The 26,833-nt window shown below is 41.6% G+C and carries 24 protein-coding genes and 2 tRNA genes; 24 read left to right on the top strand and 2 right to left on the bottom strand.

The window, feature by feature from the left end; genetic code table 11:
• Window positions 1-30 precede the first annotated feature (30 nt).
• The 10 genes from mfd (at window position 31) to ACZYRN_RS18320 (ending at window position 10,604) form a co-directional block, all read left to right on the top strand.
• The gene (gene mfd / locus ACZYRN_RS18365; protein ID WP_488913049.1) at window positions 31-3,564 is read left to right on the top strand and encodes a transcription-repair coupling factor; all 3,534 of its coding nucleotides are present in this window, start codon (window positions 31-33) and stop codon (window positions 3,562-3,564) included.
• Window positions 3,565-3,639: 75 nt separating this feature from the next.
• Entirely contained in the window at window positions 3,640-4,176 is a 537-nt protein-coding gene (gene spoVT / locus ACZYRN_RS18360; RefSeq protein WP_488913048.1) for a stage V sporulation protein T, read from the top strand.
• Window positions 4,177-4,255: 79 nt separating this feature from the next.
• Window positions 4,256-5,815, top strand: coding sequence for a putative polysaccharide biosynthesis protein (locus ACZYRN_RS18355; RefSeq protein WP_488913047.1), 1,560 nt, complete (start codon window positions 4,256-4,258; stop codon window positions 5,813-5,815).
• 6 nt (window positions 5,816-5,821) lie between these two features.
• Complete coding sequence (gene yabN, locus ACZYRN_RS18350) at window positions 5,822-7,291, top strand: bifunctional methyltransferase/pyrophosphohydrolase YabN (RefSeq protein WP_488913046.1); 1,470 nt, start codon at window positions 5,822-5,824, stop codon at window positions 7,289-7,291.
• Window positions 7,288-7,548, top strand: coding sequence for an RNA-binding S4 domain-containing protein (locus ACZYRN_RS18345; RefSeq protein WP_488913045.1), 261 nt, complete (start codon window positions 7,288-7,290; stop codon window positions 7,546-7,548). Before yabN ends, ACZYRN_RS18345 begins: the two co-directional genes overlap by 4 nt.
• Before the next feature lie 110 nt (window positions 7,549-7,658).
• Window positions 7,659-7,919, top strand: a complete 261-nt coding sequence (locus tag ACZYRN_RS18340; RefSeq protein WP_488913044.1) for a YabP/YqfC family sporulation protein — start codon at window positions 7,659-7,661, stop codon at window positions 7,917-7,919.
• Window positions 7,916-8,395: a spore cortex biosynthesis protein YabQ gene (gene yabQ / locus ACZYRN_RS18335; protein WP_488913043.1), complete on the top strand. Its 480-nt coding sequence runs from the start codon at window positions 7,916-7,918 to the stop codon at window positions 8,393-8,395. The genes ACZYRN_RS18340 and yabQ overlap by 4 nt, the downstream gene beginning before the upstream one ends.
• 17 nt (window positions 8,396-8,412) lie before the next feature.
• Window positions 8,413-8,811 carry an FtsB family cell division protein gene (locus ACZYRN_RS18330; RefSeq protein ID WP_488913042.1) on the top strand — a complete coding sequence of 133 codons (399 nt, stop codon included), beginning with the start codon at window positions 8,413-8,415 and terminating at the stop codon, window positions 8,809-8,811.
• Window positions 8,812-8,898: 87 nt separating this feature from the next.
• Entirely contained in the window at window positions 8,899-9,342 is a 444-nt protein-coding gene (locus ACZYRN_RS18325; protein ID WP_488913041.1) for a S1 domain-containing RNA-binding protein, read from the top strand.
• Window positions 9,343-9,530: 188 nt separating this feature from the next.
• Window positions 9,531-10,604 (top strand): dipeptide epimerase, encoded by a 1,074-nt coding sequence (locus ACZYRN_RS18320; protein ID WP_488913040.1) that lies wholly within the window; start codon window positions 9,531-9,533, stop codon window positions 10,602-10,604.
• An 84-nt stretch (window positions 10,605-10,688) separates the two neighbouring features.
• Here ACZYRN_RS18320 and ACZYRN_RS18315 read toward each other — a convergent pair.
• Window positions 10,689-10,760, bottom strand: a tRNA-Glu gene (locus ACZYRN_RS18315).
• A gap of 149 nt (window positions 10,761-10,909) precedes the next feature.
• Window positions 10,910-10,983: transfer RNA gene (locus ACZYRN_RS18310), tRNA-Met, on the bottom strand.
• 197 nt (window positions 10,984-11,180) lie between these two features.
• Here ACZYRN_RS18310 and spoIIE point away from each other — a divergent pair.
• The 14 genes from spoIIE to lysS all read left to right on the top strand — a co-directional run bounded on the left by spoIIE (window position 11,181) and on the right by lysS (window position 26,498).
• Window positions 11,181-13,655, top strand: a complete 2,475-nt coding sequence (gene spoIIE, locus ACZYRN_RS18305) for a stage II sporulation protein E (protein WP_488913039.1) — start codon at window positions 11,181-11,183, stop codon at window positions 13,653-13,655.
• Between the two features lie 53 nt (window positions 13,656-13,708).
• Complete coding sequence (locus tag ACZYRN_RS18300) at window positions 13,709-14,410, top strand: vWA domain-containing protein (protein ID WP_488913038.1); 702 nt, start codon at window positions 13,709-13,711, stop codon at window positions 14,408-14,410.
• A complete protein-coding gene (locus ACZYRN_RS18295) occupies window positions 14,394-15,281 on the top strand; it encodes a protein kinase domain-containing protein (protein WP_488913037.1) in 888 nt (295 codons plus the stop codon). Before ACZYRN_RS18300 ends, ACZYRN_RS18295 begins: the two co-directional genes overlap by 17 nt.
• Before the next feature lie 29 nt (window positions 15,282-15,310).
• Window positions 15,311-16,678, top strand: a complete 1,368-nt coding sequence (gene tilS / locus ACZYRN_RS18290) for a tRNA lysidine(34) synthetase TilS (RefSeq protein ID WP_488913036.1) — start codon at window positions 15,311-15,313, stop codon at window positions 16,676-16,678.
• A 23-nt stretch (window positions 16,679-16,701) separates the two neighbouring features.
• On the top strand, window positions 16,702-17,256 hold the full coding sequence (gene hpt, locus ACZYRN_RS18285; protein ID WP_488913035.1) for a hypoxanthine phosphoribosyltransferase: 555 nt from the start codon (window positions 16,702-16,704) through the stop codon (window positions 17,254-17,256).
• 103 nt (window positions 17,257-17,359) lie between these two features.
• Window positions 17,360-19,360 carry an ATP-dependent zinc metalloprotease FtsH gene (gene ftsH, locus ACZYRN_RS18280; protein WP_488913034.1) on the top strand — a complete coding sequence of 667 codons (2,001 nt, stop codon included), beginning with the start codon at window positions 17,360-17,362 and terminating at the stop codon, window positions 19,358-19,360.
• Window positions 19,361-19,466: 106 nt separating this feature from the next.
• Window positions 19,467-20,231: a type III pantothenate kinase gene (locus ACZYRN_RS18275; RefSeq protein ID WP_488913033.1), complete on the top strand. Its 765-nt coding sequence runs from the start codon at window positions 19,467-19,469 to the stop codon at window positions 20,229-20,231.
• A 13-nt stretch (window positions 20,232-20,244) separates the two neighbouring features.
• Window positions 20,245-21,120 carry an Hsp33 family molecular chaperone HslO gene (gene hslO / locus ACZYRN_RS18270; protein WP_488913032.1) on the top strand — a complete coding sequence of 292 codons (876 nt, stop codon included), beginning with the start codon at window positions 20,245-20,247 and terminating at the stop codon, window positions 21,118-21,120.
• A 143-nt stretch (window positions 21,121-21,263) separates the two neighbouring features.
• On the top strand, window positions 21,264-22,184 hold the full coding sequence (cysK, locus tag ACZYRN_RS18265; RefSeq protein ID WP_488913031.1) for a cysteine synthase A: 921 nt from the start codon (window positions 21,264-21,266) through the stop codon (window positions 22,182-22,184).
• A 96-nt stretch (window positions 22,185-22,280) separates the two neighbouring features.
• Window positions 22,281-23,102 (top strand): dihydropteroate synthase, encoded by an 822-nt coding sequence (gene folP / locus ACZYRN_RS18260; protein ID WP_488913030.1) that lies wholly within the window; start codon window positions 22,281-22,283, stop codon window positions 23,100-23,102.
• Window positions 23,095-23,457 carry a dihydroneopterin aldolase gene (folB, locus tag ACZYRN_RS18255; protein ID WP_488913029.1) on the top strand — a complete coding sequence of 121 codons (363 nt, stop codon included), beginning with the start codon at window positions 23,095-23,097 and terminating at the stop codon, window positions 23,455-23,457. The genes folP and folB overlap by 8 nt, the downstream gene beginning before the upstream one ends.
• A complete protein-coding gene (gene folK / locus ACZYRN_RS18250) occupies window positions 23,457-23,969 on the top strand; it encodes a 2-amino-4-hydroxy-6-hydroxymethyldihydropteridine diphosphokinase (RefSeq protein ID WP_488913028.1) in 513 nt (170 codons plus the stop codon). The genes folB and folK overlap by 1 nt, the downstream gene beginning before the upstream one ends.
• Before the next feature lie 21 nt (window positions 23,970-23,990).
• Window positions 23,991-24,989 carry a tRNA dihydrouridine synthase DusB gene (dusB, locus tag ACZYRN_RS18245; RefSeq protein ID WP_488913027.1) on the top strand — a complete coding sequence of 333 codons (999 nt, stop codon included), beginning with the start codon at window positions 23,991-23,993 and terminating at the stop codon, window positions 24,987-24,989.
• Window positions 24,990-25,013: 24 nt separating this feature from the next.
• A complete protein-coding gene (gene lysS, locus ACZYRN_RS18240) occupies window positions 25,014-26,498 on the top strand; it encodes a lysine--tRNA ligase (RefSeq protein ID WP_488913026.1) in 1,485 nt (494 codons plus the stop codon).
• The last annotated feature ends 335 nt before the right edge of the window (window positions 26,499-26,833 follow it).

The following is a 26,833-nucleotide window of genomic DNA, read 5'->3' as shown; positions in this document are numbered from 1 at the left end:
TTCTGTTTTGGAAAAAGGGGGGTTCGTGTAATGAAACATTTACTTGATTTATTTTTAAAAAATGAAGAAGCTATGTCAATTATAGATGGAATGAAGATAGGGATGAAAGAGCAGCTCGCCGCAGGTTTATCCGGGTCACTTCGAGCTGTTTTTGCGGCAGCCGCTTACCGAAAGCTGCAAAAGCCGGTGATGATTGTTACATACAATATGCTTCAGGCACAAAAGCTGTATGATGATTTAACACAATTTGTACCGGAAGAGCATGTCTATTTATATGCAGCCAATGAGCTAATCGCTGCTGAAGTAAGCATTGCAAGCCCTGAACTGCGTGCGCAGCGGATTGAAATGCTTAACCATCTTGCACTGCATAGTACAGGTATTTATATTGTTCCTGTAGCAGGTTTGAAAAAACTCATCCCGTCAAAAGAAGTATGGAAGCGGCTTCAAAAAATGTTTAAAGTCGGTGAGGAGCTCGATCTTGGACAGCTGAAGCAAGAACTTGTACAAATGGGCTATGAGCGTGCGGATATGGTCTATACACCAGGTGAGTTCAGCGTTCGCGGAGGCATTGTTGATATTTATCCGCTTACATCCGAGCATCCAGTCCGTATTGAGCTCTTTGATACGGAAATTGACTCGATACGGACATTTACACCGGATACGCAGCGCTCGATTGATAGCATGACATCTGTTTTAATCGGACCAGCAGGGGAAATACCCGCAACGAAAGAAGAATTGACTGCACTTGCCGGACGGCTAGAAAAGTCACTCACAAATACATTGAAGAAAATTGGCAGCTCAGATGTGAAAAAGCAATTGACAGCCTATATTCATGCGGATATTGAAAAGCTAAAAGAAGGCGTCCGCATTAACGAGCTCGGGAAATATACATCACTTTTGTACGAAGAAACCGCGGTTGTCACTTCTTATTTGCCAGAAGGAGGGGTTGTCTTTTTCGACGAAATGAGCCGTATTAAAGAAATAAGTGAGTCGCTTGAGAAGGAAGAAGCAGAATGGTATACAGGGCTTATTGAAGAAGGAAAAGCAGTGCATGGATTAAAGTTTGCGCATTCCCTGCAGGAAGCGATGCAATCAATTAGACAGCCATTAGTTTACTTATCACTCTTTATGCGCCAGACGGCAGGAGGAAAGCCAGAAAATATCGTCAATTTCTCTGCGCGTCCGATGCAAAACTTTCATGGTCAGATGAATGTGCTTGAAGGAGAAATAGACCGATGGAAAAAGTCCGGAACAACGGTTTTGTTTTTAGGTGAAACGATCGAACGAGTTGAGAAAATAAAAGCAACACTTGACGATTACGGAATGGAAGCGACAAAGTTAAAAGACCGGAATGATGTCATTGAAGGGATTATTCAAATCGGTCCCGGTGCCCTCACTTCCGGATTTGAATTCCCTCTTTTAAAACTAGCTGTTATAACGGAACAGGAATTATTTAATAAAAGGGCATCGAAAAGTAAACGACGTCAGAAACTGTCGAATGCAGAACGGATTAAAAGCTATTCGGAACTGAAGACAGGAGATTACGTGGTTCATGTCAATCATGGGATCGGGAAGTATCTCGGGATTGAAACGCTTGAAATTAATGGCGTTCATAAAGATTATTTAAAAATTAAATATCAAGGAACCGATGAGTTATTCGTCCCCGTCGAACAAATTGAACTTGTTCAAAAGTATGTCGGCTCAGAAGGCAAAGAACCAAAGATATATAAACTTGGTGGCAATGAATGGAAACGGGTGAAAAAGAAAGTAGAATCATCTGTGCAGGATATTGCTGATGACTTATTAAAGTTATATGCGGAACGGGAAGCAGCGAGAGGATATGCTTTTTCACCAGACGGCGATATGCAGCGTGAATTTGAAGCGGCTTTTCCATATCAGGAAACGGAAGATCAGCTTCGTTCCATTCAAGAGATAAAACGTGATATGGAGCAGGAGCAGCCAATGGATCGTCTTCTTTGTGGAGATGTCGGATATGGCAAAACGGAAGTGGCCATCCGTGCGGCATTTAAAGCAACAGCAGATGGAAAACAAGTGGCTATCCTAGTACCGACTACAATACTCGCCCAGCAGCATTATGAAACGTTAAAAGAACGACTTCAAGATTTTCCGGTAAAAGTGGGTCTGCTTAGCCGTTTTAGAACACGTAAACAGCAGACGGAAACGTTAAAGGGATTGAAAGCAGGTACGGTAGACATTGTGATCGGCACGCATCGTCTTTTATCAAAAGATGTGCAGTATCATGATCTTGGTTTGTTAGTCGTCGATGAGGAGCAGCGATTTGGTGTAACGCATAAAGAAAAAATTAAACAGCTGAAAACGAATGTCGATGTCTTGACATTAACGGCGACGCCTATTCCGCGAACGCTTCACATGTCAATGCTCGGCGTGCGCGACTTGTCGGTTATCGAAACACCGCCAGAGAACCGTTTCCCGGTGCAGACGTATGTCGTCGAACATAACCTTGGTCTTGTACGTGAAGCAGCAGAACGTGAAATAGCCCGTGGTGGTCAGGTGTTTTATTTATATAACCGAGTTGAAGATATTGAACGGCGTGCGGATGAAATTTCCATGCTCGTTCCAGATGCTCGTGTTTCGTATGCCCACGGACAAATGACGGAAAGGGAACTTGAAACGGTTATTCTTGCTTTTCTAGAAGGAGAAACAGATGTTCTGGTGACGACGACGATCATTGAAACAGGCGTGGACATACCGAACGTCAATACCCTTATTGTGCATGATGCTGATCGAATGGGATTGTCACAGTTGTATCAAATACGTGGACGTGTCGGCCGGTCAAACCGCGTCGCTTATTCATATTTCATGTACAGAAAAGATAAGGTACTCTCTGAACCGGCAGAAAAACGTCTTCAAGCCATTAAAGAGTTTACGGAACTAGGGTCGGGATTTAAAATTGCGATGCGTGATTTATCCATTCGAGGTGCTGGTAACTTGCTTGGTGCTCAACAGCATGGCTACATTGATTCGGTTGGGTTCGATTTGTACTCACAAATGTTGAAAGAAGCAGTTGAGCAGAAACGCGGTGGAGAGGCAGAAAATAAAGTGCCATCATTTGAAGTCGATGTGTCGATTGATGCGTACATTCCAGATTCATACATCGCAGACAGTGCACAAAAAATTGATATGTATAAGCGATTCCGATCAGTCGATTCATTTGATGAACTTACTGAATTAAAAGAAGAAATGATCGATCGTTTTGGTGATTATCCGGCTGAAACAGCTGATTTGTTTAAAGTGGCTGAAATGAAAATACACGCAGCGAAGACGAAACTTGAGTCGATAAAGCAGTCGAAAGGAACGGTCACAATTTTGATGAGTGAGCAGGGGACGAAAGAAATTGATGGCGCGAAAGTATTTTCTATTTGCAACAAGTTTGGCCGCATGTGTGGAATTGGAATGGATGAGCAAAAATTAAAAATAACGATTGATATTAAGAAAGCACCAGAACAAGGGTGGTTTAATGCGGCCCTCGAATTAATCACCCAACTTGAGTCAACAAAAAAACAGCCACAACAATATGTATAGAATGTCTCTATTGAAAGATACTAACACCATAGCAAAATGTTTCGATATTTTGATGGCGAAAGAGAGGCAGCTAACATGAAAGCAACAGGTATTGTTCGTAGAATTGATGATCTGGGCCGTGTGGTCATTCCGAAAGAAATACGTCGCACCCTTCGTATTCGAGAAGGAGACCCACTTGAAATTTTTGTCGATCGGGACGGCGAAGTTATTTTGAAAAAATACTCACCGTTTACAGAGCTCGGCGATTTTTCACAGGAGTATGCAGAATCATTATTTGACAGTTTAAATTATGCAATTTTAATTTGCGACCGGGATACAGTCATTTCGGCTGCCGGTGTGAAAAAGAAAGACTTTATTGAACGGAAAATTGGACCGATTGTTGAAACAGTCATTCAAGAGCGCCGTTCTGCTGAAAGCAATGAGCGGCGTGAAGTGGAGTTTGTGGATGGCCGTATGATTCAGGTTGCATCTTACTTTATTGCACCGATCATTGCATCAGGTGATGTGATTGGTGCAGTCGTCTTATTTTCAGAAGAACGATCAGCAGGAGAGGCAGAACAAAAAGCGGCATTTGTCGCTGCTACTTTTTTTGGAAAACAAATGGAGCGTTAACCCGGACTCCCGGCTGTGGAGCCGGGTTTTTCTTTGCAAATATATCGAAAATGAGTAAAGTAGTTACAGGGGTGGTCACATGGGAGAAGGGAAATCATTTGTAAAAGGAGCGATACTGTTAACGACGGCTGCATTGTTTGTAAAAATATTAAGTGCAGTATATCGCGTACCCTTTCAAAACATCGTCGGTAATACCGGCTTTTACATTTATCAGCAAGTATATCCTTTCTATGGAATTGCCACAGTCCTTGCTATCTCAGGTTTTCCAATTGTTCTTTCAAAGCTTGTCGCGGGAGAAGATGAAGCAGCGAAAGGACAGTTGATCCGAACCGCATTTTATACAATTAGTATAATGGGTATCTTGTCTTTTTTACTTTTGTTTTTTTATGCAGACTGGATAGCAAAAGCAATGGGGGACACGCAACTGACACCGCTTATTCAATTAAGTGCCTTTTTCTTTTTGGCGATGCCATATATAACTGTTCGCCGCGGTGCTTTACAAGGGACGGGTAACATGATGCCGACAGCGGCATCACAAATGGCAGAACAGTTCATTCGTGTTTTCTGTATTTTACTATTTTCTTTTTATACAGTATATTCAGGAAAGACGCTATATGAAGCTGGTCTCGGTGCAGTTGCCGGTTCGTTATTCGGTATGAGCGCGTCAATCATTGTGTTATTTTTATATAAAACGAGGGAAAAGGTGGCAATCCCTTTTCAATTTGATGTTCAAATTATGAAAACGATGATAACGAAAGGAAGCGCGGTTTGTTTATCAGCTTTAACACTGATTTTATTACAGCTGGCTGATTCGTTTCAAATTTATAACGGACTTGTCATGTCAGGAGTTTCAGTCGATACGGCGAAAGAATGGAAGGGGGTATATGATCGGGGGCAGCCTTTGCTTCAGCTCGGTGTTATTGCGGCAGTCTCTATTTCATTAACCGTTGTTCCTCTAATCACAAAAGCGATAAAAGAAAAAGAAGTTCATACTGCTTTAATGTACAGCAAGGCAGCGCTTCGGATTAGCTTTGCACTCGGCCTTGCAGCATCAAGTGGTTTAGCTGCTGTGATGATTCCATTGAATAAAATGTTATTTGAAACGACTGATGGTTCTAGTGTACTGGCGATATTTGGAATATCAATTTTTTTTTACTCCATCATGGCAACGATGAATGGTATTTTTCAGGGGCAGGGACAGGACTGGATTCCGGCGGTCGGTACCGCGATTACACTTGTTTTTAAATGGACAGCAAATGCGCTGTTTATTCCAGTATACGGCTTATATGGTGCTTCATTTTCAACTGTGGGGGCGTTGTTTGCGGGTGTATTATTTTTAACTGTTCTGTTAAAAAAACATGAAAAGCGGCCGTTATTTACCGGTGTATTCATGTTTAAAACAATGGTGTCTTCCTTTTTTATGACGGTTTTCGTGTATGTGTATACTTATTTTCTTCTGCCAGAAGAAGCGGGGCGTTTCGTAAGCGGGATGACAGCGGTAAGCGGGGCAATGCTCGGAGCCTGTCTGTTTTTTGCTTTCATGGTAAAATGGAAAGTATTGAATGAAGATGAACTGCGGATGCTGCCTTTCGGATCAAAGATCAGCGGCTGGACGGCGAAGCGTAATAAGAGGATGTGACGTGTAATGAAAAAAAAGATAACGATTGTAGGGCTCGGAGCGGCCGATCTCAATCAAATGCCGCTTGGTGTGTACCGGCTTTTAAAAAGTTCAAATATGGTGTGGCTTCGAACGATGGACCATCCGGTCGTTTCTGCCTTGCAGCAAGAAGGTGTACAGTTTGAAAGTTTTGATACTGTTTATGAACGTCATGACCGGTTTGAAGATGTCTATAAAGAAATTGTTGAGCTGTTACTTGAAGCATCGGAGCATGAGCCTGTTTTATATGCCGTACCTGGTCATCCTATGGCAGCGGAGAAGACTGTACAACTGTTGCTTGAGAAGAAACGGTTAGGTGAAGTAGATGTAGTGATTGCAGGCGGTCAAAGCTTTCTAGATGCACTTTTTGCGAGCATAGAAATTGATCCGGCTGATGGTTTTCAGCTTCTCGATGGTACGGCATTGAATCGTAACGATATTCATATTTTTGGTCATGTGATCATCGCTCAAGTGTATGATTCATTTGTAGCATCTGATGTGAAATTGACATTGATGGAAAAATACCCAGATGATTATGAAGTGACAGTGATAACGGCAGCTGGAAGCGAACAGGAAGAATTAAAAACAATGCCGCTGTATGAGCTTGATCGTAATATAAAGCTTAATAATTTAACGAGCGTGTACGTACCGCCGGTTCAAAAAGAAGAGGATACATATCGAGAATTTTTTGTGCTGCGAGAGATCATCGCCCGTTTACGTGCCCCAGAAGGCGGCTGTCCGTGGGATTTAAAACAGACACATTCCTCATTAAAAAAATATTTAATAGAAGAAGCCTATGAATTATTTGAAGCGATTGATGACAATGACGAAGGTGCCATGGTAGGCGAACTTGGCGATGTTTTACTTCAAGTACTTCTTCACGCGCAAATTGGTGAAGACGAAGGCATGTTTACTATTGAAGATGTAATTGAATCGACTTCTTCTAAAATGATTCGGCGTCACCCCCATGTGTTTGGGGATGAGCAGGCTGAAACCGCAGAAGATGTAAAAGCGCATTGGCAGAAAATCAAAGCAGCCGAGAAAGGACATAAACAAGCTCGGTGGCTTGATGGGATCCCGAAAGGACTGCCAGCCTTACTCGAAGCGTATGACATTCAAAAAAAAGCAGCGAAAGCCGGATTTGACTGGAGCGAGGCATCTGGTGCAATTGAAAAAGTGAAAGAAGAATGGACTGAGTTTCTCATTGAAACAGAAACGGGTGACACGGCTCATCTCCGCGAAGAATTTGGCGATGTCCTTTTTTCATTCATTAATGTTGCACGATTTTACGGCATTCATCCAGAAGAAGCACTTGCAGCGATTAACATCAAATTTCGACGCCGCTTCGGCTATGTAGAAGACCGTGTAATAGAAAGCGGCCGCCAATTTACAGACTTTACACTGGATGAACTTGATTTGTTTTGGAATGAAGCAAAAAAAGAGGAGAGAGATAGATGAGACTGGATAAGTTTTTAAAAGTATCACGCATTATTAAACGTCGGACACTTGCAAAAGAAGTAGCAGATCAAGGACGTATTTTAATTAATGGCGTAGCAGGAAAGGCGAGTTCGAATGTCAAAGTTGGCGATGAACTGGCAATCCGTCTAGGTCGCCGTATAATGACTGTCCGTGTTGAAAAATTGATGGATACGACGAAAAAGGAAGAAGCGGCGGGTATGTATGATGTGTTAAAAGAAGAGCAGCTTTCTGAATAAACGGGTAAGCATTTAAAGCATTCATTCCAAAAGAGTGGGTGCTTTTTTCATAAATTTCAAGTCTTTCGCATAGTATCTCAGATAGAGACTATAAAAAGGAGATGAACAATATGGAAATAAAGCAGGAACATACAGTGAATATAACAGGGCGGAAAACGGTCGAGTTAACAGGTGTCCAGCAAGTGGAGCGCTTTGATAGTTCGGAGTTTTTACTGCAGACAGTCATGGGCAAGCTAAAAGTCCGTGGCAGCGGGCTGAAAATGAAGCACTTTGATACCGTTAATAAAAAGGCAGCCATTGAAGGACGGATCACCGCCTTTTTATATGTGGATGGGAGTGCGGGAAAATCGTTTTTTAAACGGTCAAAATGAACCTCGGAATACAAATTGAAACGGCACTTTTGATGGCTGTGATGGGCATTTGCTTTGGTATGCTGCTTGATGTGTACCGGCGGATCAGATGTAAGAACAAAAAAAAGACTGTTTTGCTTTTTTTTAGCGATGGTTTATTTTGGATTATTTATGCAGTTGGACTGTTTACCGCTTTATATTATGTAAACGATGGACAAGTAAGGCTCCCATTCTTTTTGTTTCTATTCGTAGGTGTTCTGCTTTATTTCCTATTTATTCGGCGTTTTTTTCTTCCTGTGATGCATGCTGTTTTTTTTCTGTGCCGGCTTATAGCGAATATAATCAAAGGAATTATCCGCATTTTTTTCATCACGCCGGTTCTTTTTATTGTGAAAACCGTGGTTTTCCTTGCCAAAATGAGCCATTCTCTATTATTATGGATGATAAAGACATTATTGATAAGACCGTTTTCGGCAATAGGCCGTTCAAAAAAATAAATGGTGGAGGAAACGCAATGCGCGGATTGAACAAAGAAAAAGTGTCATCATTAAAAAACGCGTTTATATTGTCTCAGGAAAAAAAATCGCTTTTTAAAATACAGCATAAACGAAAACTGATGCGCCGATTAGCAGCTTTCGGGGTGATAGGGCTTATTATTCTCGGTACGATGCTATCAGCCGTTATTTCTCAATCTGCCAGTCTTGAGGCGAGTGAGGAAAAGCTAGTGAAAGCTGAACAGCAGCTGATAAAGCTGAAGCAGGAGCAAAAATATTCGGAAGAAGAGCTTGAACGGTTGAAGGACGATGAGTATATTGCGGAACTTGCGCGGAAAGAATATCTCATATCAGGCGAAGGAGAAATTGTCTTTAATCTTCCAGAAAAAGATCAAAAAGAGCAGGAAGAAGAAGAATAAAGAAAGCAGTGTCTTATTGACACGCTTTTTTTACGTACTATAATAATAAATAAAGCGCGAACAATTTTAAGGAGGAACAATTTTTTTATGTCAATCGAAGTGGGCAGCAAGTTACAGGGTAAAGTGACCGGCATTACAAAGTTTGGTGCATTTGTGCAATTGCCGGAAGGTTCGACGGGTCTCGTTCATATTAGTGAAGTGGCGGATAATTATGTCAAAGACATTAATGATCATTTGACTGTCGGCGATGAAGTGGAAGTAAAAGTATTGAATGTTGAGAAAGACGGTAAAATTGGTTTGTCGATTCGTAAAGCGAAGGATAACCCGCCACCGCAAACGCAATATCGTCCGCGTCCACAACGCCAGGGTGATTCCCGTCAAAAAGGAGGACCACGAGGTGGAGGACAGCCGCCTGTCGAAAACTTTGAATCGAAAGTGGCCCGTTTCTTAAAAGATAGTGAAGAACGTATGACAACATTAAAGCGTCAAACAGACTCACGTCGAGGTGGAAGAGGCGGAAGACGCGGTTAACGCTGCTCCCTATCGATACAATATAATTGCCTTTATTTTAATAAACGGTCTCGAATATGGATATTCGAGACCGTTTTCTATGCAGAAAAGAATCCAGAGCTATGTGAGAAATTATATTCTCTTGCGGCTGGATTCTTTTTATTTATTTCGAATACATATAATTAGCCTTTTAAGAAAGGAGAATTATTTTGCAAATAAGCAACGTTCAGGTGGAGATAAAGCGATTAAAGCTAAATAAGCCATTTATAACAGCCTTAAGGAAGGTTGTCTTTATTGAAGCAGCAGTCGTCCGTCTGAGATTAAAGGATGGAACAACCGGAATTGGAACAGCTTCACCTTCTGTTGTTATAACGGGCGAGTCAATTGAAAGTATAGAATCAACGATTAAAAACATACTGTCACCTATAGTGATAGAGCAAAGCATTTTAAACATATTTCGTCTTTCACGGGCGATTCAAACGTCATGCATTGGAAATACGAGCGCAAAGGCAGGCTTTGAGATTGCTTTGTTTGATGCCTATTCAAAATTTTTACATGTCCCGCTCTATCAATTGCTTGGAGGAAAAACAAATATACTTGAAAATGATATGACAATCAGCATTAATCAGGTGAGCACGATGGTGCGTGACGCAGTTGAAAGCGTGGAGCTAGGGTTTAAATCATTAAAAGTAAAAGTGGGACTAGATGGACCAAAAGATTTTGAAAGAATTAAAGCAATACGTGAAGCGGTAGGGCCATCTATTCAAATTAGAGTAGATGCCAACCAAGGATGGAATAGAAAAGAAGCTGTTCACATTATAAAAAGATGGGAAGACGCAAGATTGAATATTAATATAATTGAACAGCCTGTCTTAGCAGGTGATATTGAATCTTTAAAATATGTAACCGATCATGTGTATACGCCGATTATGGCAGATGAAAGTATTTTTTCTCCTGAACAAGCATTGGGATTAGTTCAAACAAAGGCGGTTGATTGGTTAAATATTAAGTTGATGAAAGCTGGGGGGATTATTCGGGCACTGCAAATTGCGAGTATTGCGGAAGCAGGGGGAATTCCATGTATGATTGGCAGCATGATGGAAAGTGGACCCGGTGTTTTGGCCGCAGCTCATTTGGCCTGTGCCCATCCTAATATTTTAAAGATTGACCTTGATGCACCGTTATGGCTGGAAAGCAATGATGACAAAACGTCCCCTTTCCAAGGCCCAATGATTGTATTGAGCGAAAATCCGGGAATCGGATATGACTTTTTTAAAGAATAGTGGGTAAGAAGATAAGCAGCAGCAGAATAAAGATAATAAAAAAGGTTCAGTGAGAGCAGAGCTCACTGAACCTTTTTTATATGATGACCCCTACGGGATTCGAACCCGTGTTACCGCCGTGAAAGGGCGGTGTCTTAACCGCTTGACCAAGGGGCCATAATAGAAAAAGTGTTATGGGATTTAGTCTAGCTTAGTTTACCGGGGGTTAAGAAACAAAACAATGTGATGCATGGCCACGAAGAATGCCCTTTATCAGCTTTTTTATGTTTATCGTCCTTTAAACAGGTAAACTATGCAATTAAAAATAGCGGCGAAGGGGATCGAACCCCCGACCTCACGGGTATGAACCGTACGCTCTAGCCAGCTGAGCTACACCGCCAAATAATGTGCTTCGTTTTATAGCACAAAATCAATAATAACGGCGCGGGAATGAAATGTCAATAATAATTTTGTCTTTTAGTGTAGTTAATTTGTCGAACGATTTATTAGAGGCAATTCCTTCGTTTGACAAAATTTGAACGCGCTTTCTTTTATACTGCAATTTAAGGAAATGAATAAAAAGGAGAGTGGGCTGTATTGCAAAGAGCGGAATATGGGATGACGGGAAAAGCGGTTCTAGGCCGGGAATGGGGCAACGGATATGCAGGAAAGGCAGCCTTTTTATTACTTGATCGAGGTTGGATACTGTTTCCGGCGGGGTTTTTATTTGGACGAGCTTTATTACTTTCACAATTGTCGCCTTTTGCACTTTCCTTTTTTGCAGCTGTCTTTGTCATGAGAAAAGAAATGGCACCCCGTGTATGTATAGCTGTTCTTGCAGGAGCATTTACGGTTTCACCGTTGAACGCAGCAAGCACCTTCGCGGTTTTATTTAGTTTCTTACTTTTACATCGGCTGTTCAGGACACTTCATAAAGGGGAAACAGCACCTGTTCCATTTTTTGTCTTCTTTACAGTTCTTGCAGTGAAAAGTATTTTGGCGTATACGTTGAACGGTCCAGAGTTTGTACCGGCATATGACCTTGTACTCGCTGCTGTGGAAGCATCACTTGCTTTTGTACTGACACTTATCTTTATGCAGTGCTTGCCTTTTTTATCCTTATCAGGGCGAATTCGTACACTAAAAACAGAAGAATGGATCGGTTTGCTTATTGTTTTTGCCTCGGCAGCGACAGGAATGGTCGGTTGGTCTATTGGTGGACTTGAGGCAGATCATATAGCAGCTCGGTATCTTGTAACGGCTATTTCATTTTTATCCGGTGCTGCATTTGGATCGGCTGCTGGCGTGGTTAGTGGGCTGATTTTAAGTTTAGCAGGTGTTAGTGATTTTCATGAGATGAGTATTCTAGCGTTTGCGGGTTTATTAGGCGGGTTATTTAAAGAATGGAAAAGGGGTGGTGCAGTGGCTGGCTTAATGGCGGCCACTGTATTGGCCGGTTTTTATGGTGAAGGAGACATCATGAATATGACAACATTATATGAATCGGCAGCGGCTGCACTGCTTCTATTTATGACACCGAAAACATGGACAGACCATGTCTCAAAACTAATTCCAGGAACGACAGAGCACTCAATAGAACAGCAGCGATATTTACGAAAGGTACGAGATGTGACTTCAGATCGAATGGAACAGTTTTCGGATCTATTTGACGCGCTAGCTGATAGTTTCTCCCAGTCTAATCAGCCATTAGATGGTGAAGATAGAGAATTTGATTTGTTTTTAAGTGGTGTTACAGAAAAAACATGTCAAACTTGTTTCAAAAAAGAGCAATGTTGGGTGTACCAATTTGATGAGACATATGAATTGATGAAAAATGTACTTGAAGAAGTAGACACTGAAAAAGATAGTTTATCACCGCCGCTTATTAAAGAGTTGGAGAATCGCTGTTTCCGGCCAGTTCGTGTAGAAGAAGAGATTCGTTCACAATTGACGTATTACCGGGCGAACAGAGAGCTAAAACAGCAAATGCGAGACAGCCGGAAAATCGTGGCTGAGCAGTTGGGAGGAGTATCAAAAGTGATGCGTGATTTTGCGGAAGAGATGCAGCGTGAAGAAGCAGCGCATTGTACGCAGGAAGAAAAAATAACGGCCGCAATTGAATCTTTTGGGATGGAAATTACCGATATTGATGTATTCAGTGTTCAAAAAGGAGCAATTGACATAGAAATGACCATTCCATATCCAAAAGGGCATGGAGAAAGCGAAAAAATTATTGCACCTATTTTATCGGAATTACTCGATGAATATATTATCGTTGTTCGCGAGCAGGAGGACGGTTCTGGAATGAGAAGTGTATTCCGATCAGCGAAAGCATTCCGTGTTGTAACGGGACTGGCACACGCTGCAAAGGGAGGCGGACTCATATCGGGAGATTCGTTTTCAGCGATTGAAATTGGAACAGGAAAATTCGCGCTTGCAATTAGTGACGGGATGGGAAATGGAGACAGAGCACACGATGAAAGCAGTGCCACAATCAGTTTATTGAAGCGAATCTTGCAGTCTGGTATTGAAGAAAAAGTAGCAGTGAAATCGATTAATTCTATTTTGTCGTTGCGGACGAATGATGAAGTGTTTTCAACACTTGACTTGGCTATTATTGATTTGCAGGATGCCCAGACTGTCTTTTTGAAAGTTGGCTCATCACCTAGCTTTATTAAGCGGGGTGATCAGGTCATAAAAGTGGAAGCTGGTAATTTGCCAATAGGTATTTTACAACAATTTGAAGTGGACACGGTGCATGAACAGCTAAAGTCAGGGGACTTGCTTATCATGATGAGTGATGGAGTATTCGATGGACCTGATTTTGTTGAAAACGGTGACATATGGATGAAACGAAAAATTAAATCCATTGAGACGAACGATCCTCAGCAATTTGCAGATTTATTAATGGATGAGGTAATTCGTACACAAGCTGGAGAAATAAAAGATGACATGACGCTGTGTGTTGCGCGTGTGGAACATAATTTACCAGAGTGGGCAGCCATTCCAATTTATGATATTGAACCGTCTGAGAAAAAGAAAAAACGCCCGATGAGACGCCGGGCTGTATAATTTTCGTTATTTCCGTCGAACATGAAGAAAAAAGGTGAAAGGCGGAGACGATCATGAAGATGGGGACAATCAGACAGCTTCTTTTATTAACAGATGGTTGCTCAAACACAGGAGAAGATCCAGCTGCTATGGCTGCTTTTGCTTTTCGACAAGGTATTACTGTCAATGTTATTGGCATTGTGGATGACAGCAAAAGTGCAGAAGGATTAGAAGAAATTGAATCCATTGCAAGATCCGGCGGTGGAGAAAGCCGCATTGTAAAAGCCAGGTCACTATCAGAAACGGTTGTGAATGTGACGCGCCAGGCTATGACAGGTACCATTTACAGCATTATTAATCAAGAACTGCGTGACATTTTAAATGAAGATGCACAAGTTGAGTCGTTGCCGCCTGAAAAAAGGGGTAAAATTGCGGAAAAAGTGGAAGAAATCAGTGAAGAAGCAGAACTGAAACTGCTCGTATTAACAGACATGAGTGCCAGCATGAAGCTGAAACTGCCAGCTGTTAAAGAAGCGCTTTATGATTTATCAGTTAGTATGCAGTCGAGAAGCGGTCAATCATCCTTTTCATTGTGGACATTTCCTGGGAAATACAGTGCAGCGGAGGAGCGGATTAGCTGGACAAACAATGCAAAAAAATTAGTAGAATCATTTCCACAGCTTGCGTCCGGGGGCATTACACCGACTGGTCCGGCGATTAGACAGGCACTTTCTTCATTTCTCGATATGGAGAAGTACGATGAAAAAACGATATGAAGCCACACCCGGCGAGTTGTTAACAGGCAAATGGACCGGGCATACATGGCAGGTAGAGAGAGAAATCGGCCGGGGCGCAAATGGAATTGTCTATCTTGTAACAGGGACAATTGGACAGGCCGCATTAAAATTTGCTGATTCAGCTGCTGTTGCCTCTGAAACGAATACATTGAAATCACTTGAACGGGTCAGGGGAGCGTCTCCCGGCCCTTTTTTTATTGAAGCAGACGACCTGGAAAAAAACGGGTGCATTTATCCTTTTTACATTATGGAGTATATTGACGGTCTCATGCTGCATACATTTATGAGAAATAAAAAAGAAGAATGGAGTTTTATCGTGCTGCTTCGATTGCTTGATTTTTTGGAGCCACTTCATAATTCGGGCAAAATTATGGGTGATTTAAAGCCGGAAAACTTAATTGTTTCTGGTCCTGCTCATAGGATTCGGGCAGTGGATATGGGCGGTATCACAAAACAGGGACGATCTGTGAAAGAGTATACGACACTTTATGATCGGGCTGCCTGGCGCTCAGGGACGAGAGAAGCGGAACCGGCGTATGATCTATTTGCCGCTTCTGTTATGACAATTGCATTAATGCACAAAAAAGAAGTGCAAGAGGCCGGTGGACAAGTTGAACGCTTAATAGCCATTATTGAATCGTCAACAGTACTTCAGCTAGCCGCTCCTATTTTGAAGCAGGCAATTAAGGGGCATTACAACTGTGCAAAAACAATGAAAAAAGAGCTGCTTATTTGTTTAGCGGACAAAGAGCCGACGAAGATGAGAACAAGAAAGAAAAGCAAATCAAAAAAATGGCCTGTATTAATGATTTGTTTTACGTTCATCCTCATGGTGTTTTTGTTACACTAAAAGAAACGATGAGAAGCGGAGCGGAAGATATGAATTCTTTTGAAAAACAGGTGAAAATATTTATTAATACACATGCACTCATTCAGCCGGGCGATCATGTAGTCGCTGCTGTTTCGGGAGGATCTGACTCAATGGCGCTACTTCATTTTCTTTGTGAGAACCAAGAGGAAATGTCCGTTCGTATTAGTGCGGTTCATGTGGATCACATGCTGCGTGGAAACGAATCATACGAAGATCTTCTGTTTGTGGAGGATTTTTGTCGGGACCGAAATATCTCATTTAGAGCAGGGCGTGTGGATGCAAGCGCAGAATCAATTAAAATAGGGGCGGGTATTCAAGAAGCTGCTAGGCGTGTCCGATATTCTTTTTTTGAGCAAGTGATGAAAGAATATGGTCCTGCTAAACTAGCTACAGCTCATCATGCGGATGACCAAATTGAAACGGTTTTTATGCAGTTGACGAGAGGATCATACGCATATACAGGTATTCCATTTGAGCGGCCATTTTCAGGGGGATCTATTATCCGCCCGTTCCTAACCGTAACGAAAGAAAATATTCTCGCTTATTGTGAATGTAATAACATTCCATATCGTGATGATCCAAGCAATGAAAAAAACGATTATACACGCAATCGATTTCGGCATAACTTAATCCCTTTTATTAAAAAAGAAAATAAGAAAGCCCCTTTTCATGTGCAGCGTTTTAGTGAAGAGAGGAGAGAAGACGAAGCATTTTTAACAGTACTTGCCCGACAGAAAATCGAGAATATGACAATATGGAAACATCAAGAGGTAACGCTAAAAACTGATCCGTTTAAAACAGTGCCTTTGCCTTTACAAAGAAGGGCAATTCATCTAATATTAAGCTATCTCTATCACGGAAAAACAGCGTTTTCATATCTACATATTCAGCACATTTTACAACTGCTTCAATCATCTGCTTCATCGGGGAAATTAGACCTTCCATCTAGACTTATTGTTGAGAAAATTGGAGACGATTGTTTATTTTCATTTGAAATGGAGGAGTCGAAAAAAAAGAGCACGCCGCTTTTTCTTTATCCGGGGGACATCGTACAGTGGCCATATGGAGGTAAATTTAAAGTTCAAACAGAAGGGGATTGTCCGTCTGAATTAGCTTGTTTTAAACTGGATTCGGATCACATACAATGGCCGATCTGCATTCGAACGCGCCGGGAAGGTGATAAAATTCAGTTAAAAGGAATGAGTGGTTCGAAAAAGCTAGCCCGTTTATTTATTGACGAAAAGATCCCTTTAGCGCATCGGGATAATCTTCCGATTGTGACGGATGCAGAGGGAACAGTGCTCTGGGTACCGGGCATTCGCAAGTCCATTCATGAACACCCTGGGTCAATGATGTTAATTTATGAAAAGGTATGAGCTAATTCTGGGAGGAAAATCTATTGCTAAGTAACGACATTGAAAAGGTGCTTATTTCCGAAGAGGAAATACAGGCAAAAGTAAAAAAGCTTGGCGCGGAGTTGACAGAAGAGTATAAAGGCCGTTATCCACTGTTTATAGGTGTATTAAAAGGTGCTATGCCATTTATGGCTGACCTTATTAAACGTGTGGATACACATCTCGAGGTTGATTTTATGGCCGTTTCAAGTTATGGGAAATCAACGGTGTCATCTGGTGAAGTGAAAATTGTTAAAGATTTGGACACATCTGTTGAAGGGCGCGACGTGCTAATTATTGAAGACATTATTGACAGCGGTTTGACATTAAGCTATTTGGCAGAGTTATTTCATTATCGGAAAGCAAAGTCAGTCAAAATTGTCACACTTTTAGACAAACCAACTGGACGGAAAGCGAAAATTAAAGCAGATATGATAGGTTTTACTGTTCCCGATGAATTTGTAGTTGGCTACGGTCTTGATTATGCGGAACATTATCGTAATCTTCCATACATTGGAGTGTTAAAACCGATTATTTATATGGAAACTAAAGGTGAATAAGCGAGCTGCTGAAACAGGCTAAAAGAAGTTTCAAATAGTTGTAACACTAACTTTCTATATGATAACATTGCATATAGTCAGCTTTTTTGGGAGGAGGTAAGGGATGAACAGAATTTTTCGATACACCATATTTTATTTACTCGTTTTTCTTGTCATTATTGGTGTTGTTAGTTATTTCAACAACAATAACGCACCAACGGATAATGTCACATATAATGAATTTCTAACGTACTTAAAGCAGGATGATGTAGAAACCTTTACGATGCAGCCGGAGCGAGGCGTATATGAAATACGCGGAACACTAAAAGGTGCTGAGGAAAATGAAATGTTCGTTACATATGTAACGGGCAATGATACGATGCTGAATCAAGTAAATGATGCATCCAAAAATGCGGAGGTAAATATTCTTCCGGCAAAAGAAACAAGTGGATGGGTACAGTTTTTTACAACGATTATCCCCTTCCTTATTATTTTTATTTTCTTCTTCTTCTTGTTAAATCAGGCGCAGGGCGGCGGAGGCGGCCGTGTGATGAACTTTGGGAAAAGCAAAGCACGCCTGTATAATGATGAAAAGAAAAAAGTTCGTTTTGATGATGTAGCCGGGGCGGATGAAGAAAAACAAGAACTTGTTGAAGTTGTAGAATTTTTGAAAGATCCACGAAAGTTTACTGAACTGGGTGCCCGTATTCCAAAAGGAGTTCTTCTTGTAGGACCTCCCGGAACAGGTAAAACATTGCTCGCAAAAGCGGTGGCTGGTGAAGCGGGTGTACCGTTCTTCTCAATCAGTGGTTCAGACTTTGTGGAAATGTTCGTGGGTGTTGGTGCTTCCCGCGTTCGAGATTTGTTTGAAAATGCGAAGAAAAATTCACCTTGTATCATTTTTATTGATGAAATTGATGCAGTTGGTCGTCAGCGTGGCGCCGGACTTGGCGGCGGTCACGATGAGCGTGAGCAAACGCTCAACCAGTTGCTCGTTGAAATGGACGGATTTAGCGGGAATGAAGGAATTATTATGATTGCGGCAACAAACCGCGCTGATATTCTAGACCCAGCCCTTCTTCGTCCAGGACGTTTTGACCGTCAAATTACGGTTGACCGCCCAGATTTGAATGGCCGTGAAGCTGTCCTTCGCGTACATGCCCGCAACAAGCCGCTTCACGAGTCAGTTGACTTGCGTGCCATTGCACAGCGTACACCGGGTTTCTCAGGTGCAGATCTTGAGAACTTATTAAACGAAGCAGCCTTGGTCGCTGCCCGTACGGATAAGAAAAAAATTGATATGTCTGATGTGGATGAAGCAACAGACCGCGTCATTGCTGGACCTGCTAAAAAGAGTCGGGTTATTTCTAAAAAAGAACGAAAAATCGTTGCATTCCATGAATCGGGCCATACCGTCATCGGTCTTGTGCTAGATGAAGCGGATATGGTTCATAAAGTAACCATTGTTCCACGTGGACAGGCAGGCGGCTATGCTGTTATGCTTCCGAGGGAAGACCGTTATTTCATGACGAAGCCGGAACTTCTTGATAAAATTACTGGTCTTCTTGGCGGCCGTGTAGCGGAAGACATTATTTTTGGTGAAGTTTCAACAGGTGCTCACAATGATTTCCAACGTGCAACGGGTATTGCCCGCCGTATGGTCACGGAATTTGGGATGAGTGATAAACTGGGGCCGCTTCAATTTGGTCAATCGCAAGGGCAAGTATTTTTAGGTCGTGACTTTAATAGCGAACAAAATTACTCGGACCGAATTGCGTACGAAATTGATGTGGAAATTCAAACGATTATTAAAGAGTGTTATGCACGTGCGAAACAGATTTTGACAGAAAACCGTGATAAGCTCGAACTTATTGCGAACACACTGCTTGAAATTGAAACGCTTGATGCCGCACAAATCAAACACTTGTCTGATCATGGGACATTGCCGGAACGAAATTATAGTTCCGATGGCAAAGAAGAATCAAAAGATCGTGTAGTAGTGCTTGAAAAGACTGAAGGGACACCCGTAACGGAAACGACGAATTTGCCGGAAAATGTTACAGATGAACCGGAAGTACGAGATGATCTTAAAAAGACTTTAACTGATGACGAACCAAAAGCGTAATAGATCGACGCCTGAAGAGTATTCTTTTCAGGCGTCTTTTGTTTTCATTTTTGAATAATGTGATATGATAAAACACAAAAAATAGACGACAGGTGTGGTGAGAACGTTGATATTTGTCTTGGATGTAGGAAATACAAATACAGTGCTCGGTGTGTATGAAGGAGAAGAATTAAAGTATCACTGGCGTATTGAAACGAACCGTAATAAAACAGAAGATGAATATGGTATGATCATTAAAAATTTATTCCAGCACGACGGTTTGCAATTTGAACAAATTCACGGCGTGATCATCTCCTCTGTTGTACCTCCGATTATGGCAGCGCTTGAGCGCATGTGTAAAAAGTATTTTCACGTTCATCCGCTTGTGGTTGGCCCTGGGGTAAAAACCGGTTTAAATATTAAATATGAAAACCCGCGCGAAGTTGGAGCAGACCGTATTGTCAATGCGGTGGCAGGTATTCATGAATATGGATCTCCGCTTATAATTGTCGATTTCGGAACAGCATCCACATACTGCTATATAGATGAGAAATGCAATTATATGGGCGGTGCAATTGCACCCGGAATAGGCATTTCTACAGAAGCATTATACACACGTGCATCGAAGCTTCCGCGTATTGAAATTGCAAGACCGGATAATATTGTAGGTAAAAACACGGTTTCTGCGATGCAGGCGGGTATCTTATACGGATATGTTGGCCAGGTAGAAGGTATAGTCAGACGAATGAAGAGCCAAAGTAATGTGGACCCGACTGTTATTGCAACGGGAGGTCTTGCGGCGCTCATTGCTAAAGAGTGTGATGAGATTGATGTGGTTGATCCAGAATTGACATTAAAAGGTCTTTTGTTAATTTATAAAAGAAATGTATGAAAGGAAGATGGCAGTGAGTGACTATTTAGTAAAAGCATTGGCTTTTGACGGACAGATCCGTGCTTATGCAGTAGATGCAACGAATTCAGTTGGAGAAGCACAAAGAAGACATGGGTCGTGGCCAACAGCTTCTGCTGCACTCGGTCGTTCGATGATCGCAACGGTTATGATGGGCGCGATGATGAAAGGAAATGAAAAAATTACAATGAAAATTGAAGGTGGCGGAGCAGCAGGCCCGATTCTTGTTGACAGTGATGCGCATGGGAATGTACGTGGCTACATTACTTATCCACAAACCCACTTTGATTTGAATGAAAATGGTAAACTTGATGTACGCCGTGCTGTTGGAACAGACGGCATGCTGACGGTTGTAAAAGATCTCGGCCTTCGTGAAAACTTCAGTGGCCAAACACCAATTGTCTCAGGTGAGCTTGGAGAAGATTTTACGTATTATTTTGCAGTGTCTGAGCAAGTGCCATCTTCAGTGGGTGTTGGCGTTCTCGTTAACCCGGACAACACGATACTGGCTGCGGGCGGTTTTATTATTCAACTTATGCCAAATACAGATGACGCAACGATTACTATTTTAGAAGAGCGTATTACAAATATGGAACCGATATCCAAACTTATTGAAAAAGGATTGGCACCTGAGCAAATTTTAACGTATATTTTTGGTGAAGAAAACGTAAAGTTTTTGGAAACGATGCCGGTTCAATTTAAATGTACATGTTCAAAAGAGCGATTTGGTAATGCAATTATAAGTCTGGGGGCTGCAGAAATTCAGGAAATGATCGAGGAAGATGGCGGTGCCGAAACCCAATGTCATTTTTGTAACGAACAATATATATTTTCAAAAGAAGAACTTGAACAATTGAAAGAGGAAGCATGATCTTTATAAAACCTGCTAATCTTAGCAGGTTTTTATCGATTCGATCCCGAAATTAATCAAAATGGTTGACTTTTCAATCAAAACCTGATAAATTCTATATAACCAATGAAAATACTCGGTATTAAAATGGAGGTAAACAATTAATGGTACGTGTAGCAAATTCAGTAGCCGATTTAGTCGGTCAAACACCAGTTGTAAGATTAAATAATGTGGTAGATGAAAACAGTGCAGAAGTGTATGTGAAACTGGAGTACATGAACCCGGGGAGCAGTGTAAAAGATCGCATTGCACTGGCCATGATTGAAGCAGCGGAGAAAAAAGGCAATTTGCAGCCAGGCGGCACATTAATTGAGCCGACAAGCGGCAACACAGGAATTGGTCTTGCGATGATTGCTGCAGCAAAAGGATACAAAGCAATCCTTGTTATGCCTGAAACAATGAGCATGGAACGCCGTAATTTGCTTCGTGCTTACGGTGCAGAGCTTGTATTAACACCAGGGCCTGAAGGAATGGGTGGGGCAATCCGTAAAGCGAAAGAACTTGCTGATGCAAACGGTTATTTTTTGCCGCAGCAGTTTGAAAACGAAGCAAATCCTGAAATTCATCGCTTGACAACAGGGAAAGAGATTGCAGAGCAATTTGATCAGCTTGATGGTTTCGTCTCTGGTATCGGTACGGGTGGTACAATTACAGGTGCGGGACAGGTTATTAAAGAAAAATGGCCAAACGCAAAAATTTATGCAGTGGAGCCAACGGATTCACCAGTTCTTTCAGGTGGTAAACCGGGTCCCCACAAAATTCAGGGAATTGGTGCTGGTTTTATTCCGGCTGTTCTTAATACAAAAATTTACGATGAAATTATCCAAATTGATAATGACACAGCGTTTGAAACAGCACGTCTCGTTGCGCGTGAAGAAGGTATCCTTGGCGGTATTTCTTCCGGTGCAGCAATTGCTGCTGCTGTTCAAGTGGCAAAAAAACTTGGCAAAGGTAAAAAAGTATTGGCGATTCTCCCATCAAACGGCGAACGTTATCTGAGCACACCGCTTTACCAATTTGATTGATAAGCTAAAAAAACAACAGACTGCATGAATGCAGTCTGTTGTTTTTTTTGTGTTAAAATAAAAAGAATGATTAAAGAAACTGGAGAGATGTACAATATGAAAGCGGGAAAATACACACTTAATTTTAAAGAGCAAACGTACGTGATGGGCATTTTAAATATAACGCCTGATTCTTTTTCAGACGGCGGTCAGTTTACTGAACAGGACGCGGCTGTGCGTCACGCTGTTCAAATGGTAAGGGACGGGGCACATATTATAGACATTGGCGGTGAGTCTACTCGCCCAGGCTATACACCGGTTTCTATAGAAAATGAAATCAACCGGGTACAGCCGATTATTGCAGAGATTGATCGTTTAGTGGACGTTCCCATTTCTATTGACACGTTTAAAGCAAAAACAGCTGAAAAAGCAATTGAAGCTGGTGCTTCGATCTTGAACGATATTTGGGGCGCTAAAAAAGATCCTGATATGGCAGCAGTTGCGGCTGAAAAAAAAGTGCCTATTATTTTAATGCATAACCGGGAACAAATGAATTATGAAAACTTTATGAGAGATTGTTTACAGGATCTATATGAAAGTATTACGATTGCGAAAAAAGCAGGTGTTCCAGATGATCAAATTATTCTTGATCCAGGCATTGGTTTCGCAAAAACGATGGAACAAAATATAGAGATGATGCAGAATCTTGATCGTGTTGTAGCACTCGGTTTCCCGGTACTGCTCGGTACGTCTCGTAAAAGAATAATTGATTACGTATTGAATGTACCGGTAGAGGAGCGGATGGAAGGGACAGGTGCAACTTGCTGTTTCGGTGTTCAAAAAGGGTGTCATATTGTTCGAGTTCATGATGTATTGCCAATCACGCGCATGATGAAAATGATGGATACGCTAGTCAGAAAGGAGCATCATAATGGATAAAATCTATGTGACGGGTATGGAATTTTACGGCTATCATGGTGTTTTTCCTGAAGAAAAAAAACTGGGTCAGCGTTTTCGGGCAGATGTGACATTGGATGTTTCGCTAAAAAAAGCAGGTGAAACAGATGATCTCAAAAATTCGGTCAATTATGGAGATATTTATGAAGCATGTAGAGCGGTTATGGAAGGAAGCTCCGTGAATCTTGTGGAAACGCTAGCTGAAAAAATAGCAGGCGATCTTCTGAAAAAGTTCAGTACTGTGCGGTCATGTACAGTAAAAGTGATTAAACCAGATCCTCCAATTGCGGGACATTATGATTTTGTCGCGATCGAAATTACGAGAGGCCGTGAATAATGAGTCATATCGTTTATTTATCCCTCGGAACGAATATGGGTGATCGTGAACTCTTTTTAAAGAAAGCCGTAAAGCTGCTTAATCAAAATGAAAAGGTGTATGTTCAAGCGATCTCCTCTGTATATGAGACAGAGCCGGTTGGTGTAACAGATCAAGCGCCTTTTTTAAATATCGTATTAAAAGCGGAAACGCTGCTGACGGCGATTGAGATGCTCGGTGTCTGTATGGAAATTGAAAATGAGCTTGGCCGAAAACGGGAATTAAGGTGGGGACCACGGACAATAGACCTTGACATTTTGTTGTATAATCACGACAATATTAAATCAGAGAACCTTATTATTCCTCACCCGCGGATGAAAGAGCGAGCTTTCGTACTTATTCCGCTGGCAGAAATAGATGCAACGATCGAAATTCCTGATACAGGAACGCCACTGGAAAAGTATTTAAATTATGTTCAAGGAAGAGAGGGCGTCAAGCTTTGGAAAACAGCAGACGCTTTTTCGTTCTTTTGAAAATAGAAAGGTGAATTATTTATGTTGAAAATCGGACCGGTTGAACTGAAAAACAGGGTAGTGCTGGCACCGATGGCTGGTGTGTGTAACTCTGCTTTCCGTTTAACAGTAAAAGAATTTGGCGCCGGAATGGTATGTGCAGAAATGGTTAGTGATAAGGGAATCGTACTTCAAAACGAGAAAACAATGAATATGCTTTATATTGATGAACGTGAAAAACCACTCAGCCTTCAAATTTTCGGCGGAGAAAGGGAATCACTTGTACAAGCGGCAAGCTTTGTAGATAAAAACACAAACGCAGACATTATTGATATTAATATGGGCTGTCCCGTGCCGAAAATTACGAAGTGCGATGCGGGAGCGAAATGGCTTCTTGATCCGAATAAAATTTATGAAATGGTATCCGCAGTTGTCGATGCGGTTGACAAGCCTGTAACAGTTAAAATGCGTATGGGTTGGGATGAAGACCATATTTATGCGGTTGAGAATGCCCGCGCCGTTGAACGTGCAGGAGGTCAGGCGGTAGCGCTTCATGGGCGTACACGTGTGCAAATGTACGAAGGCCACTCGAACTGGGACATCATTAAAGAAGTGAAAAACTCAATTAACATTCCACTAATTGGAAATGGTGATGTGGAAACACCGCAAGATGCGAAACGTATGCTTGATGAAACAGGATGCGATGCGGTGATGATCGGTCGTGCTGCACTTGGAAATCCGTGGATGATTTATCGGACAGTGCAATATCTTGAAACAGGTTTGCTTGCAGATGAACCGACAGCGCGCGAAAAAATCGATGTATGTCTTCTTCATTTAGACCGCTTGATTAACTTAAAAAATGAAAACGTTGCGGTACGTGAAATGCGTAAGCATGCCGCGTGGTATTTGAAAGGCATCCGTGGAAACGGACAAGTGCGTAAAGAAATCAATACATGTGAAACGAGAAATGATCTCGTTACATTATTAACAACATTCGTAGATAAAGTAGAAGAAAAGGAAGCGTCGACTCAGGCGGTTTAATTGATTATAGGAGTGAACGGAAAAATGAGCGAAGAATTAAACGACCAGCTATTGGTTAGAAGAGAAAAATTGCAGTCTCTGAAAGATAAAGGACTTGATCCTTTTGGAGGCCGTTTTGAGCGTACACATACATCAGGAGAAATTACAGCGCAGTTTGATTCATTTTCAAAAGAAGAGTTAGAAGAAAAAGAAGTAGAAGTTGTTATTGCTGGTCGTATCATGACAAAGCGTGGGAAGGGAAAAGCAGGATTTGCCCATGTTCAGGATTTGAGTGGTCAAATTCAAATTTACGTTCGTAAAGATACTGTCGGAGAAGAATCGTATGATCTATTTACAGTGACTGATCTCGGAGACATTGTCGGTATTAAGGGAAAAGTATTTAAAACAAACGTGGGCGAACTATCTGTGAAAGCAACGGAATACGTATATTTAACGAAATCACTCCGGCCTCTTCCAGATAAACATCACGGATTAAAAGATATTGAGCAGCGCTACCGTCAGCGTTATTTGGATTTGATGACAAATCCGGAAAGTCAGCAAACATTTATCGCCCGCAGTCGCATTATCCAATCGATGCGCCGTTACCTTGACAGCAATGGCTATTTGGAAGTAGAGACGCCGATGATGCATTCCATTGCTGGTGGTGCATCAGCCCGTCCGTTCGTCACACATCATAATGCGCTCGACATGGAATTATATATGCGAATTGCAATAGAACTTCATTTGAAGCGCCTCATTGTGGGGGGGATGGAGAAAGTGTATGAAATCGGTCGTGTTTTCCGTAATGAAGGTGTATCAACACGGCATAACCCAGAATTCACGATGATTGAATTGTACGAAGCATATGCAGACTACACGGACATTATGCGTTTAACTGAAAATGTCATTTCTCATGTAGCTGAAGACGTGATTGGTACAACAACAATTGAATATGGCGATTATACAATAGAATTAAAACCTGAATGGCGACGTCTTCATATGGTTGATGCCGTAAAAGAATACACAGGTGTAGATTTTTGGCGTGAAATGAGCGATGAAGAAGCGCGTCAGCTGGCAAAAGAACATGGCATTGAATATAAAGAAACGATGCAATTCGGTCATATCATCAATGAATTTTTCGAGCAAAAGGTGGAAGAAGAACTTATTCAACCTACGTTTGTGTATGGACACCCCGTTGAAATCTCACCTTTAGCAAAGAAAAACCCAGAAGATCCGCGTTTCACGGATCGTTTTGAATTGTTTATTGTAGGACGCGAGCATGCAAATGCTTTTACAGAGTTAAATGATCCAATCGATCAGCGTGAACGTTTTGAAGCGCAGTTAAAAGAGCGCGAGCAAGGAAATGATGAAGCGCATGAAATGGATGAGGACTTTATTGAAGCGCTAGAATATGGAATGCCCCCGACAGGAGGACTGGGCATCGGGATCGACCGTCTCGTTATGCTTTTAACAAACTCCCCTTCTATTCGAGACGTACTTTTATTCCCGCTTATGAGACATAAAGATTAAATGGTATTCCCCGGCGAATTGGCCGGGGTTTTTATGTTTTTGAAAAAATTTTAAAATAAATGAAAAAAAGTACTTGCTTCTAACAAAGTACGGTGATATATTTATAAACGTTGTCAGCAACATAGAACAACGAAACAAAAAACTTTTCCGGGGAAATGGTTGACATTCTCTCTTGAAAAGGATAAGATATTGAAGTCGCAAATGACGCATTGAACATTGAAAACTGAACAAAATCAATAAAAACGTCAACGTTTTAGTTTTAAATCTTATCTGGCAGATGCTCGTCATCTGCAGATAAACAAATGAGCAAGTCAAACACTTTTTGGAGAGTTTGA

Source organism: Domibacillus sp. F004 (assembly GCF_057814295.1).
This window is presented reverse-complemented; position numbering and strand designations above follow the sequence as displayed.